A 12,871-nucleotide genomic window follows, 5' to 3' on the forward strand; every position below is an offset into this window, starting at 1 on the left:
GGGGGCTCCCACCGTCCCCCGGCCGCGCCGCGGGCCCCGCAGGGCCACCCGGTGCGCGTGGCCGACGCCCTCGACGACTCCACCCTGAACACCGCGGCCCGGTACGCCGATGTCGCCCTGGTACGGGCCGCGACCCCGGCCCAGGCGGCGGCCTTACGGGACGAACTGCGCCGCAGGGCGGCCGAGTCGGGCCGCGATCCCGACGGTCTGCGGGTTCTGGCGAGCCTGCTCGTCGACCTCGGCGACGGTGAACACGCGGCCCGGCCCGGTCACGGCGGAGGCGGTCCCCGGCAGACCGCGCACGGCCCGCTCTACCGCGGCGGCCCCGTGGACCTCGCCGAACTGATCGCCGCCTGGCACCGCGACGGCACGGTCGACGGCTTCCACCTCGTCCCCGTCGCACCGCGCCGCGACCTGGAGCGGCTGGTCAACGGCACGGTGGCGCTGCTCCAGCACCGCGGCCTGTTCCGCACCTTCTACCCGGGCAGCACCCTCCGGGAGCACCTGGGACTGACCCCGCGCCCGGCGCCCGGAATACCGGGGCCGCGCCCCGCGCTCACCCCTCGGGTCTCCCGACCCGGCAGGAAAGGGCTGACACACATGACGACGGACGCATCCGACGACTGGAAGCGGTGGCACGAGCAGCGCACCACGGCGGTCTCGGCGCCCTACGGGCCGCTCGCGCTGGCCGGCAGCCACTGGCTGGACGACTATCCGGCGGGTCGACTTCCGGACATCCCGGGGAGCTGGGTGGCCGACGGGGACGTGGTGGTGCTCACCGCGGCCGAGACGGACGGGCTGACCGTGGACGGCAAGCCGCTCGACGGCGAGGTACGACTGGCCGCCGACCTCGGCCCGGCGGCCGCGGCCAGGGTCGCGCTGGGCGGACGCAGGCTGGTCGTCCTGGTCCGCGAGGATGCCTGGGGGGTACGCGACTTCGACCCCGACACCGGGACCCGCCGCCGGTTCCGGGGCATCGAGGCCACCCCGTACGACCCGCGCTGGTCGGTGCCGGGACGCTTCACGCCGTACGGCGAGCACCGCGTCGTGCGCGTCGAGAACGCGGACGGGCGCGAGCGCGGACTCGGCCTCGGCGGCGAACTGGCCTTCACCCTCGACGGGCGGGACCACACCCTCCAGGTCTCGGTCGAGGACGACGGTTCGCTGTGGGCGGTCTTCGCCGACGCCACCAGCGGGGAGAGCAGTTACCGCTTCCGGTTCCTGCGCCCGGCCGCACCGGACGCCGAGGGCCGTACGACGGTCGACCTGAACCGCGCGCTGCTGCCCCCGTGCGCCTTCGCCGACCACTTCGTCTGCCCCTTCCCGCCGCCCGGGAACAGGCTGGACGTCGCCGTCGCCGCGGGGGAGCGCCACCTCGCGTGACGGTCCGCGCAACCCCCGGGAGTGGTCGGTAAGTTGAAGGCTGCACGGCCGAAAGGTGCCCTTGCGCCTCTTGGCCGCGCGGCCGAATACTCCCCCACAGCGCTTGTCAGGGACACGGTACGTCCGAAACCCGGGCGGCCCCTCTGGCTGCGCCTCACGGGCCTCGACCCCACGCGGGCCCCCGGATTCCCCTGGGAGGGAACGAAAAGTGAGGATCAAGCGCACCACCCCCCGAAGCGGACTCGCGAGACGGACCCGGCTGATCGCCGTGGCGACCGGTTTCGTGGCCGCGGCCGCGTTCGCCGTCCCCACCGCGAACGCGAGCGACGTACAGACGTTCAGCGCGAACCAGCTCGGCAGTGTCAGCCAGTCCGTGCTCAAGTCGGACATTGCGGGCACCGCCTGGGCCGTCGACGCCAAGACGAACCGTGTGGTCGTCACCGTCGACAGCACGGTCTCCGACACCGAGATCGCGCAGATCAAGAAGGACGCGGGCGCCAACGCCTCCGCGCTCACCATCAAGCACACCCCCGGCCAGTTCAAGCGGCTGATCAGCGGTGGCGACGCCATCTACGGCGGCGGCTACCGCTGTTCGCTCGGCTTCAACGTGCGCAGTGGGAGCACCTACTACTTCCTGACCGCGGGCCACTGCGGCGAGGTCGCCTCCACCTGGTACTCCAACTCCGGTCAGAGCACGGTGCTGGGCACGAACGTCAGCTACAGCTTCCCGACCAACGACTTCGCGCTGGTGCGCTACACCGGCTCGGCCTCGCACCCGAGCACGGTCGGCAGCCAGACCATCAGCAGCGCGGCCACGCCGAGCGTGGGCACGACCGTCTACCGTCGTGGCTCCACCACCGGTACGCACAGCGGCCGGGTCACCGCACTGAACGCGACGGTCAACTACGGCGGCGGCGACGTCGTCTACCAGATGATCCAGACGACGGTCTGCGCCGAGGGCGGCGACAGCGGCGGTGCGCTCTACGCGGGTTCCGTGGCCTACGGTCTGACCTCCGGTGGCAGCGGCAACTGCAGCTCCGGCGGTACGACGTTCTTCCAGCCGGTCGTCGAGGCACTGAACTACTACGGCGTCAGGGTCGGCTGACACTCCGTCCGATCCTCGGCTCGGCATCCGGTGGGCCCCCGCACGCAACTGTCGTGCGGGGGCTCGCCCTTGTCCGGGTGCCGGAGTTACCGTCGAAGTGGCGCACGGCAGGCGGTGATCCCCTGTGCGAGACGCCCACGTCGGACCCTGGGGGCCGTGATGGTCGAGGTGCTGGTGGCGGCGGGAGTGACGCTCGCGTCCGCCGGAGTGGTGTACGTGACGGCGGCCGCGCGGGTCGTCAAGCAGTACGAGCGGGGCGTCGTGTTCCGGCTCGGCAGACTCCGGCCGGAGGTCCGCGAACCCGGGTTCACGATGATCGTGCCGTTCGTGGACAAGCTCCGCAAGGTCAACATGCAGATCGTCACGATGCCGGTGCCGGGCCAGGAGGGCATCACCCGGGACAACGTGAGCGTGCGCGTGGACGCCGTCGTCTACTTCAAGGTGATCGGGCCGGCCGAGGCGGTCGTCCGGGTCGAGGACTACCGGTTCGCGGTCGCGCAGATGGCGCAGACCTCGCTGCGATCCATCATCGGCAAGAGCGAGCTGGACGATCTGCTGTCGAACCGGGAGAAGCTCAACCAGGGGCTGGAGCTGATGATCGACAGCCCGGCCGTGGAGTGGGGTGTCTCGATCGACCGGGTCGAGATCAAGGACGTGTCCCTGCCCGAGACCATGAAGCGGTCCATGGCCCGGCAGGCCGAGGCCGACCGGGAGCGGCGGGCCCGGGTCATCAACGCCGACGCCGAGCTCCAGGCGTCGAAGAAGCTCGCCGAGGCCGCGCAGCAGATGGCGGACACCCCCGCCGCCCTGCAACTGCGCCTGCTGGAGACGGTGGTGGCGGTCGCCGCCGAGAAGAACTCCACGCTCGTCCTGCCCTTCCCGGTGGAACTCCTGCGCTTCTTGGAGAGGGCCCAGCAACCGGTGCAGCAGCAGTCCGTGACGCCACAACCCGTGCCGCAGCAGCAGTCCGTGGCGCCGCAACCGGTGCCGCAGCCGGTCGGGCAATCCGTCGAGCAATCGGTGCAGGAGCAACTTCCCTCAGCCGAGCCCCGCTTGAATGAGGCCACCGAAGGGTCGAATTCAAGACAGGACTAGACCTCACTGGCTGCTGATGAGTTACTCGCACGTAGTGTTTGCAGTGCGAATCGGCCTGGGGGGACGAAGGCGGTCAGGGTGAGGGGGGCGCGCGGAGTTTGCCGTACGCGCGTCCTGAAGTCGACCTTGTGTGCCCCCTGTGAGGTTCGGAAGAGTTAGCGCCCGTCAACCAGCCTTCCGGTCTGTCGGGTCCCCATCACCCCTCGGACCGATCCCCCCACAGGAGGACGTGAGTTGAAGCACCGACGCATACCCAGGCGCAGGGTGGCCGTGGCGGGCGCGGGCATCGCCGCGCTGGTCGTCGCGGGAGTCACCTTCCAGAGTGCGAACGCCAGTGAGCCCGCCAAGGCCTCCGCGCCTCGGCTCCTGTCGGCCGTGGCGGCCGGAAACCTCGCCTCGACGCTCGGCAAGGATCTCGGCGCCGACGCGGCGGGAACGTACTACGACGCGAACACCCGCGCTCTCGTGGTGAACGTGCTCGACAAGGCCGCGGCCGAGACGGTCGAGGCGGCCGGCGCCAAGGCCAGAATCGTCGAGAACTCCCTCGCCGAGCTCAAGAGCGCCCGTACGGCCCTCAAGGACGACGCGACCATCCCCGGCACCTCCTGGGTGACCGACCCGCGCACCAACCAGGTCGTCGTCACCGCCGACCGCACCGTCTCCGACGCCGAGTGGACCAAGCTCGGCAAGGTCGTCGACAAGCTCGGATCGGTGGCCGAACTCAAGCGCAGCAAGGGGGAGTTCAAGCCCTTCATCGCCGGTGGTGACGCGATCACCGGGGCCGGCGGCCGCTGCTCGCTCGGCTTCAACGTGGTCAAGGGCGGCCAGCCGTACTTCATCACCGCGGGCCACTGCACGCAGGCCATCTCCAGCTGGGCGGACTCCAGCGGCACCACCATCGGCCAGAACGAGCAGTCCAGCTTCCCGGACAACGACTTCGGCCTGGTCAAGTACACCGCGGAGGTGGACCACCCGAGCGAGGTCGACCTGTACAACGGCTCCGCGCAGGCCATCACCAAGGCGGCCGACGCCACGGTCGGCGAGAAGGTGACCCGCAGCGGCTCGACGACCCAGGTGCACTCCGGCACGGTCACCGGCCTGGACGCCACCGTGAACTACGGCAACGGCGACATCGTCAACGGCTTGATCCAGACCGACGTCTGCGCCGAGCCCGGCGACAGCGGCGGCGCGCTCTTCGACGGCGACGCGGCGATCGGCCTCACCTCCGGCGGCAGCGGCGACTGCACCGCGGGCGGCGAGACCTTCTTCCAGCCGGTCACCGAGGCGCTGTCGGCCTTCGGCGCGCAGATCGGCTGACGGTACCGAACACTCCCCACGGACGTCCCGCCTCGCGCGCGAGGGGCGGGACGTCCGTATGTCCGGATGTCAGGGCGGCGCGGCCGGTGGGCCGGGCCGTCCGGCGTTTGCGCAGGTGAGAGGGGATCTGATCGACGTCGTACACATGTTCGAGAATGAGGGTATGGTGGGGGTGAGGCAGTTGGGAACTAATGTTCGAGAGCTGGCCGGGCTCACGAGTGCGGGAGGTGCGCGTGCCGGGATTCACGCATCTGCGCACCGTCTCCGGGTTCTCCCTGCGCTACGGCGCCTCGCACCCGGAGCGGCTGGCCGGGCGTGCCTCCGAGCGGGGCATGGACGCCCTCGCCCTCACCGACCGTGACACCCTCGCCGGCGCGGTCCGCTTCGCCAAGGCCTGCGCGAAGGCGGGCGTCCGTCCGCTGTTCGGCGTGGATCTGGCGGTCGAGGAGTCCGGGCCGGTACGGGAGGGCGGGTCCGGACGGCCGGAGAGGCGCCGCGCCCCGGTGCGCGGCGGTGCCTTCATCGACGAGTCGACACCCAGGGTCACCTTCCTGGCCCGGAACGGCGCGGCCGGCTGGGCCGATCTCTGCCGGCTGGTCACGGCGGCGCAGGCCGGCGAGGGGACACCGCTGCTGCCTCGGCCCGACAACCACGGCGACGGCCTGACCGTGCTGCTCGGCCCCGCCTCCGACGTCGGCCGCGCGCTCGCCGCGGGCCGCCCGGACCGCGCGGCCCGGCTGCTCGTCCCCTGGCGCGAGACCTACGGTGACGCCCTGCGTCTGGAGGCCGTCTGGCACGGCCGTCAGGGCACCGGTCCCGGCTCCCTGCGGCTGGCCGCCCGTACCGTCGGCTTCGCCGCCGAGCAGCACGTACGCCCCGTGCTCAGCAACGCCGTCCGGTACGCCGACCCCGGCCAGGGCCCGGTCGCCGACGTCCTGGACGCCGCCCGCCGGCTGGTCCCGATCGACCCCGCCAAGGAGCTGGACTCCGGCGAGGCCTGGCTCAAGGACGCCGACGCCATGCTGGGCGCGGCGGAACGGATCGTGGAGGCCGCGGGCTACCGGCGCGACACCGCCCACCGACTGCTGGAGCAGACCCGGGCCACCGCCGCCGAGTGCCTGGTGGACCCCGAGGACGACCTCGGCATCGGCACCGTCCACTTCCCCGAGCCGCACCTCGTCGGCGCCGGCCGCCGCACCGCCCAGCGGGCGCTCGCCTCCCGGGCGGCGGCCGGGATGGTGCTGCGCGGCTACGACACCCGGCACGCCTACTGGGAGCGGATGCACCAGGAGCTGGACATCATCGCCCACCACGGTTTCGCCTCCTACTTTCTGACGGTCGCCCAAGTCGTCGACGACGTACGGGACATGGGGATCCGGGTGGCCGCGCGCGGCTCCGGGGCGGGCTCGCTCGTCAACCACCTCCTCGGCATCGGGCACGCCGACCCCCTCGAGCACGGGCTGCTGATGGAGCGCTTCCTGTCCAAGCGGCGGCCGGTCCTGCCCGACATCGACATCGACGTGGAGTCCGCGCGCCGCCTGGAGGTCTACCGCGCGATCATCGGCCGCTTCGGCGCCGAGCGGGTCGCGACGGTCGCCATGCCGGAGACGTACCGGGTGCGGCACGCCGTCCGGGACGTCGGGGCGGCCCTGTCCATGGACCCCGCCGAGATCGACCGCATCGCCAAGTCCTTCCCGCACATCCGCGCCCGCGACGCCCGCGCGGCACTGGCGGAACTGCCGGAGCTCAGACAACTGGCGGGGGAGGAGCGGAAGTACGGAAAGCTGTGGGAGCTGGTGGAGGCCCTCGACGCCCTCCCGCGCGGAGTCGCCATGCACCCCTGCGGAGTGCTCCTGTCCGACGCCTCCCTCCTCGCTCGTACGCCGGTCATGCCGACCAGCGGCGAGGGGCTGCCCATGTCCCAGTTCGACAAGGACGACGTCGAGGATCTCGGGCTGCTCAAGCTCGACGTGCTCGGGGTGCGGATGCAGTCGGCGATGGCGCACGCGGTGGCGGAGGTGGAACGGGCGACGGGGGAGCGGGTCGACCTGGACTCCGTGCCGCCGGGCGACCCGGCGACCTATCGGCTCATCCGCTCCACCGAGACGCTGGGCTGTTTCCAGATCGAGTCACCGGGACAGCGGGACCTGGTCGGACGGCTCCAGCCGGCCACCTTCCACGACCTGGTCGTCGACATCTCGCTCTTCCGCCCCGGTCCGGTCGCCGCCGACATGGTGCGGCCGTTCATCGAGGCGCGGCACGGGCGGGCGCCGATCCGGTATCCGCACCCGGACCTGGAGCGGCCGCTGAAGGACACGTACGGGGTCGTCGTCTTCCACGAGCAGATCATCGACATCGTCGACATCATGACCGGGTGCGGACGCGGCGAGGCGGACCGGGTGCGGCGGGGGCTGTCCGATCCGGAGTCGCAGGGGCGGATCCGGTTCTGGTTCGCGCAGCACGCGGCGGCGAACGGATACGACGCAGAAACGATTCAGCGGACCTGGGGGATCGTCGAGGCCTTCGGCAGCTACGGCTTCTGCAAGGCGCACGCCGTCGCCTTCGCCGTGCCGACGTACCAGTCGGCGTGGCTGAAGGCGCACCACCCGGCCGCCTTCTACGCCGGGCTGCTCACGCACGACCCCGGGATGTACCCGAAGCGGCTGCTGCTGGCGGACGCGCGGCGGCGCGGGGTGCCGATCCTGCCGCTGGACGTGAACCGGTCGGCGGTCGCTCACCGTATCGAACTGGTGTCTGAATCAATGTCGGGGCCGATGCTTGAATCAATGTCGGGACCGATGTCTGGACCGATGCCTGGACCGATGCCTGGATCGGTGCCTGGATCGGTGGGATCGCCGAAGTGGGGGCTCCGGCTGGCCCTCTCCGACGTGCACGGCATCAGCGAGGCCGAGGCGGCCCGGATCGCGGCCGGACAGCCCTACGCCTCGCTGCTCGACTTCTGGGAGCGGGGCCGGCCGAGCCGGCCGCTGGCCGGGCGGCTCGCCCAGGTCGGCGCGCTGGACGCGTTCGGCGCCAACCGCCGTGACCTGCAACTGCACCTGACCGAGCTGCACCGGGGCGGACGGGGCGCGGGCGGCGGACGGGGCGCGGGGGGCGGTCAGCTCCCGTTGGCGGGAGGGCGGAGGACGGCTCCGGCCGGGCTGCCCGACCTGTCCGCCGCGGAGCGGCTCAGTGCCGAGCTGGGCGTGCTGTCCATGGACGCCTCGCGCAACCTGATGGACGACCACCGCGCGTTCCTCGCCGAGCTGGGCGTGGTGTCGGCGCGACGGCTGCGTGCGGCGCGGCACGGTGAGACGGTCCTGGTCGCGGGCGCCAAGGTGGCGACCCAGACCCCGCCGATCCGGTCCGGCAAGCGGGTCATCTTCACCACCCTGGACGACGGCACGGGCCTGGTCGACCTCGCCTTCTTCGACGACTCCCACGAGGCCTGCGCCCACACCGTCTTCCACTCCTGGCTGCTGCTGGTGCGCGGGGTGGTGCAGCGGCGCGGCCCGCGCAGCCTCAGTGTGGTGGGCGCCGCCGCCTGGAACCTCGCCGAACTGGTCGAACTGCGCGCCGAGGGCGGCCTCGACGTGGTGGCGGCGCGGCTGGCCGCCCCCGTGCTTCTGGAGACGGAGACGGAGACGGAGGCTGACGCGGGGGCGGAGGCTGGGGCTGAGGCTGAGGCGGGGACAGGGCCGGAGGCGGGGGCCGGTCCGGCGCCCGGCCGGACGATCCGTATGTCCACGGGGTACGAGATGCACCCCTGGGCCGATCTGCGTCCCGCGGGCGAAGGCCCGGCGGGTGGAAGGAAGTTGTGGCACCAGAGTCCGGGGAGTGCGGGATGACCATCCTCTGCGTACGTTTCCAGCTGCCGCCGATGTACGAGGCCGCCCTGCCGGGGCTGCTCGGGCTGCTGGAGGAGTTCACGCCCGTCGTCGAGGCGCTGCCCCCGGACGGGGCGCTCGTCGATCTGCGGGGCGCCGAACGGTACTTCGGGCGCGATGCCGTCGAGCTGGCGTCGGTGATCCGGGTCCGTGCCCTCGCCCACTACGGCGTCGACTGTGTGATCGGCGCCGGGCCCGGACCCATGCTGGCCCGGATGGCGCTGGCCGAGGCCGCCGCCGGGGTGACGCGCGTGGTCCCCGGCGATCCGGCGGCCGTCGCGGAGTTCCTCGCCGGGCGGCCCGTCGCCGCGCTGCCCGGCGTGGGTGCCGCGACCGCCCGGACCCTGTGCGAGTACGGTCTCGACACCCTGGGCCGGGTCGCCGCCGCGCCCCTGTCCACGCTCCAGCGCCTGGTGGGCGCCAAGGCCGGCCGCGCGCTGCGCGAGAAGGCGAGCGGTGTCGACCGCGGCCGGGTCGTGCCGAACGCCGTCGCGCGCTCCCTCGCCGCCGAACGTCCCTTCACGCGCGACGAACTCGACCCGGACCGGCACCGCCGCGCCCTGCTCTCGGCCGCCGGGGAACTGGGCGCCCGGCTGCGCGTCCAGGGTGAGGTCTGCCGCGCCCTCGCCCTCACCGTGCGCTACGCCGACCGCTCCTCGACGACCCGTAGCCGCACCCTGAAGGAGTCGACCGCGCACTCCGTCGCGCTGACGAGGGCGGCGTACGACATGTACGAGGCACTCGGTCTCCAGCGGGCCCGGGTCCGCGCGGTCAGCCTGCGCGCGGAGGGGCTCGGCCCCGCCGAACAGGCCTCCCACCAGCTCACCTTCGACCCCGTCGACGAGAAGGTGCGCCGTATCGAGGAGGTCGCGGACCGCGCGCGGGCGAAGTTCGGGCCGCGGGCGGTGATGCCGGGGACGCTGGCCGCGTAGGGTTCAGCGCGCCCACGGGGTAGTGATCCGCGTACCGTCGGCGAGTCGTGCCTCCAGACCGCGCGGGTTCGGCTCGTGGTGTCGACCGGGCGGGGGCGGGCCTGCGTCCGGGCGGCGGAGGAGGCGGCGGCCGGGCGGCGGAGGAGGCGGCGGCCGGGCGGCGGAGGAGGCGGCGGCCGAGGCTGTGGCGGGATGGGTCGAGTTGCTCGGTGAGGGTGAAGTGGGCGTGTTGCGCGATCACTTGGCGCGTGTCGCGCCCTACGGTCCCATCAGGCCCGCCTGGTGATGCTTTGTCCGTGTCGCCCGTACCGCCCCGCCCGCCCCGGCCGACTACCACTGGAAGTTTTTACTGACGCGTAACTTCACACGTCAGCTACTCGCCCGTAACTTGACGAATGAACAGCATCCTCGTGATCCGGATCACAGGGCGTAAGGCCGTCGCACCTCCCTTGAGCCGCAAGGAGATCACCCGATGCTGCCCTGGAAACGAGCGCTCAGACCGCTGGTCGCGCTCCTGCTGACCGCTGTGGTCGCCGCCATCCCCGCCGCCACCGCACAGGCGTCCACCGCGCCCACCAGCGGCTGGAACGACTACTCCTGCAAGCCGTCAGCCGCCCATCCCCGCCCCGTCGTCCTCGTCCACGGCACCCTCGCCAACTCGGTCGACAACTGGCTGTCCCTCGCCCCGTACCTGGAGGACCGCAACTACTGCGTCTTCTCCCTCGACTACGGCCAGTTGCCGGGCGTCCCCTTCTTCCACGCCCTCGGGCCCATCGACAAGTCGGCCGAGCAGCTGTCCGCCTTCGTCGACAAGGTGCTCACCGCGACCGGCGCCGCCAAGGCCGACCTCGTCGGCCACTCGCAGGGCGGGATGATGCCCCGCTACTACCTGAAGTTCCTCGGCGGAGCCGCCAAGGTGAACGCCCTGGTCGGCATCGCGCCCAACAACCACGGCACCACGCTCAGCGGGTTCGCCAACCTGCTGCCGTACTTCCCCGGTGCCGAGGACCTGCTCAACCTGGCCACCCCCGCACTCGCCCAGCAGGTCGCCGGGTCCGACTTCATGACCAAGCTCAACCAGGGCGGCGACACCGTGCCCGGCGTCCGCTACACGGTCATCGCCACCCGGTACGACGAGGTCGTCACGCCGTGGCGCACCCAGTTCCTGACCGGGCCGGACGTCAAGAACGTCCTGATCCAGGACCTGTGTTCGCTCGACCTGTCCGAGCACGCGCTCATCGGACTGACCGACCGGATCGCCTTCCACGAGGTGGCGAACGCCCTGGACCCGGCCCGCGCCACCCAGACCACCTGCGCGTCCATCTTCAGCTGACGCCCGATCGCCCCGCCGGGGCCTGTCCGGCCTGAGCCGCCGGTCAGGCCCCGGAGTTCTGTTCAGCGGCCGTGCCGGCCACCGCTCACGGCACGCCGCCGCACCGAGGCGAACAAGGTCGCCGCCCCGAGCGCCAGCACGGCCGCGCCGCCGACGGCGAGATACCGGGTGCCGGAGTCGGCGCCGGTCTCGGCGAGGTCCTCGGCGGCGCCGGCGGCCTTCGGCGCGTCGGCGCTCGCGACCTCGGCGTCCGCCGCCTCCGCCTCGGCGGCCGGCGTCGCGCTCGCCCCCGTGTGCGTTCCCGTGTGTGTGCCGGTGTGCGTGCCGGTGGTCGCCGTCGAGGTCGGCTCCGCCGAGGTGCCGGCGTCGTCGTCGCCGTGACCGTGGTGCTCGATCGTCGACTTGTCGCTACCGTCCTCGATCTGCTCGTCGGAGGGCGCGGAGGCAGCCGGGGCCGCCGAGGAGCCGCTGCCGCCGCCGCCGTTGCCGCCGGAGCCGCCGCCGAAGGTGACGTCCGAGCAGGAGTAGAACGCCTCCGGGCTGTCCGAGCGCTGCCAGACCGCATACAACAGGTGCCTGCCCGAGCGCTCGGGGAGCGTGCCGGAGAACGTGTAGAAGCCGTTCGCCGCGACCGGGTCCGTGGCCGTCGCCACCGGGTGCCGCAGATCCAGGTCCGACCAGGCCAGTGGCTTCGTGGGGTCGTAGCCGGCCTGGGTGAGGTAGACCTTGAACGTGCCCTTGTGCGGGGCGGTCACGCGGTACTTGAAGGTGTACGCGCCACTGCGCACGCCGGTCGCCGGCCAGTCGGCGCGGGCCAGGTCGAGCCCCTTGAACTCCTCGTTGTTCGCGCTGCACAGCTTGCCGTCCGGGATGAGCGTCTGGTGCCGCCCGTTCGCGTCGCCGATCCGGATGCCGTTCCAGTCGTAGAGCGCCTGGGTGCCGCCGGCCGCGACCGCCGCCTCGCAGGCGGCGGACTTCGGGCTCTCGGGGCCCTCCGCGTAGCACTGCGCGACCCGGCTGACGGGGTCGCCCATCGAGCCGTGCGCCGACGCGGGCGCGGCGGCGAGGGCGGTCAGGGCGAGCGGGACCGTGCCCAGCGCGGCGGCGACGGCGAGCTTGCGGCGTGCGGGCATGCGGGAACTCCTCGACAACGGTCCTTCGGGCGGGCTGGATCCCGTGGGGGGATGCTCAGCAAACTAGCCCCGAGAAACCGTGAAATCGCCTGTCGGAGGCGTTCGGGGGAGATCCTTAGGACCGTCTTAAGGGAGTGCTCAGGCTGGGATCAGGTAGGTGGCGTGCACGGCATGGCGCACGACCGGATCCGACCCGCCGTCTCGTCGCAGTGGAGGCGTACGGGGACCGTCTCTTCCTCGACGGCGTCGCCGTCCACCCCGACGCGCACGGCACGGGGGTGGGACGGCGGTCGCTGGAGTGCGTGGACGCACGCGCGCGTGCGCTCGCCCTGCCCGAGATCAGGCTCTGCGCGCACGCGATGATGCGGGAGCACCGCATGATCTACCCGCAGTGCGGCGACGAGGTCGTGGAACACCGTGTCGACGGGCCCTACGACCGCGTCCACCACCGCGGACGACTGGTCCGACCGGCGCGGGGGCCGGTCCGGTCAGCCGTCCGGCCACCAGGTCCGTGCGATGTCCTTGCGGACCTCCGGCCGTCCGGCGGGGCGCTGCTCCGCGTCCTCGCGGAGCCGGCGGCTGTCCGACTTCCTCAGGGGCTTCTGCACTGTCAAACGGCGCATGGCTGCCTCCTTCGAGTGTCCACCGGGATCCGTGTTGTCACGGAGGTGGACCCTTTCGGGGAG

The 12,871-nt window shown here is 72.3% G+C and carries 9 protein-coding genes and 3 pseudogenes; 10 read left to right on the plus strand and 2 right to left on the minus strand.

Annotated elements, in window-relative coordinates:
• The 9 genes and pseudogenes from ACWCQK_RS30395 to ACWCQK_RS30435 all read left to right on the plus strand — a co-directional run.
• Nucleotides 1-528 (plus strand): annotated as a pseudogene (locus ACWCQK_RS30395) (LLM class flavin-dependent oxidoreductase); the annotation flags it as partial.
• Between the two features lie 72 nt (nt 529-600).
• The gene (locus tag ACWCQK_RS30400) at nt 601-1,383 is read left to right on the plus strand and encodes a DUF1684 domain-containing protein (RefSeq protein WP_451160534.1); all 783 of its coding nucleotides are present in this window, start codon (nt 601-603) and stop codon (nt 1,381-1,383) included.
• 208 nt (nt 1,384-1,591) lie between these two features.
• Nucleotides 1,592-2,488, plus strand: coding sequence for a S1 family peptidase (locus ACWCQK_RS30405; protein ID WP_451160369.1), 897 nt, complete (start codon nt 1,592-1,594; stop codon nt 2,486-2,488).
• A gap of 159 nt (nt 2,489-2,647) precedes the next feature.
• Complete coding sequence (locus ACWCQK_RS30410) at nt 2,648-3,583, plus strand: SPFH domain-containing protein (RefSeq protein ID WP_451160536.1); 936 nt, start codon at nt 2,648-2,650, stop codon at nt 3,581-3,583.
• 234 nt (nt 3,584-3,817) lie between these two features.
• On the plus strand, nt 3,818-4,900 hold the full coding sequence (locus tag ACWCQK_RS30415) for a S1 family peptidase (RefSeq protein WP_451160371.1): 1,083 nt from the start codon (nt 3,818-3,820) through the stop codon (nt 4,898-4,900).
• Nucleotides 4,901-5,133: 233 nt separating this feature from the next.
• The gene (locus ACWCQK_RS30420) at nt 5,134-8,748 is read left to right on the plus strand and encodes a DNA polymerase III subunit alpha (protein WP_451160373.1); all 3,615 of its coding nucleotides are present in this window, start codon (nt 5,134-5,136) and stop codon (nt 8,746-8,748) included.
• A complete protein-coding gene (locus ACWCQK_RS30425) occupies nt 8,745-9,719 on the plus strand; it encodes a DNA polymerase Y family protein (protein WP_451160375.1) in 975 nt (324 codons plus the stop codon). The genes ACWCQK_RS30420 and ACWCQK_RS30425 overlap by 4 nt, the downstream gene beginning before the upstream one ends.
• 154 nt (nt 9,720-9,873) lie before the next feature.
• Nucleotides 9,874-10,005 (plus strand): annotated as a pseudogene (locus ACWCQK_RS30430) (MarR family transcriptional regulator); the annotation flags it as partial.
• A gap of 186 nt (nt 10,006-10,191) precedes the next feature.
• On the plus strand, nt 10,192-11,052 hold the full coding sequence (locus ACWCQK_RS30435) for an esterase/lipase family protein (protein ID WP_451160377.1): 861 nt from the start codon (nt 10,192-10,194) through the stop codon (nt 11,050-11,052).
• A 62-nt stretch (nt 11,053-11,114) separates the two neighbouring features.
• Here the strand turns inward: ACWCQK_RS30435 and ACWCQK_RS30440 are convergent, their stop codons facing one another.
• Nucleotides 11,115-12,185, minus strand: coding sequence for a lytic polysaccharide monooxygenase auxiliary activity family 9 protein (locus tag ACWCQK_RS30440; protein ID WP_451160379.1), 1,071 nt, complete (start codon nt 12,183-12,185; stop codon nt 11,115-11,117).
• A 185-nt stretch (nt 12,186-12,370) separates the two neighbouring features.
• Here ACWCQK_RS30440 and ACWCQK_RS30445 point away from each other — a divergent pair.
• Nucleotides 12,371-12,649, plus strand: a pseudogene (locus ACWCQK_RS30445) (GNAT family N-acetyltransferase); the annotation flags it as partial.
• Nucleotides 12,650-12,673: 24 nt separating this feature from the next.
• On the opposite strand, the gene ACWCQK_RS30450 reads toward ACWCQK_RS30445, so the two are convergent.
• Complete coding sequence (locus ACWCQK_RS30450) at nt 12,674-12,808, minus strand: hypothetical protein (protein WP_451160381.1); 135 nt, start codon at nt 12,806-12,808, stop codon at nt 12,674-12,676.
• Nucleotides 12,809-12,871 lie beyond the last annotated feature (63 nt).

This window comes from Streptomyces sp. NPDC002306 (assembly GCF_053593435.1).

What these genes read in the sequence shown, in the direction of transcription:
- ACWCQK_RS30400 (WP_451160534.1), top strand. Translation starts at nt 601, where the DNA reads ATGACGACGGACGCATCCGACGACTGGAAGCGGTGGCACGAGCAGCGC.
- ACWCQK_RS30410 (WP_451160536.1), top strand. Translation starts at nt 2,648, where the DNA reads ATGGTCGAGGTGCTGGTGGCGGCGGGAGTGACGCTCGCGTCCGCCGGA.
- ACWCQK_RS30425 (WP_451160375.1), top strand. Translation starts at nt 8,745, where the DNA reads ATGACCATCCTCTGCGTACGTTTCCAGCTGCCGCCGATGTACGAGGCC.
- ACWCQK_RS30435 (WP_451160377.1), top strand. Translation starts at nt 10,192, where the DNA reads ATGCTGCCCTGGAAACGAGCGCTCAGACCGCTGGTCGCGCTCCTGCTG.
- ACWCQK_RS30440 (WP_451160379.1), bottom strand. Translation starts at nt 12,185, where the DNA reads ATGCCCGCACGCCGCAAGCTCGCCGTCGCCGCCGCGCTGGGCACGGTC.
- ACWCQK_RS30450 (WP_451160381.1), bottom strand. Translation starts at nt 12,808, where the DNA reads ATGCGCCGTTTGACAGTGCAGAAGCCCCTGAGGAAGTCGGACAGCCGC.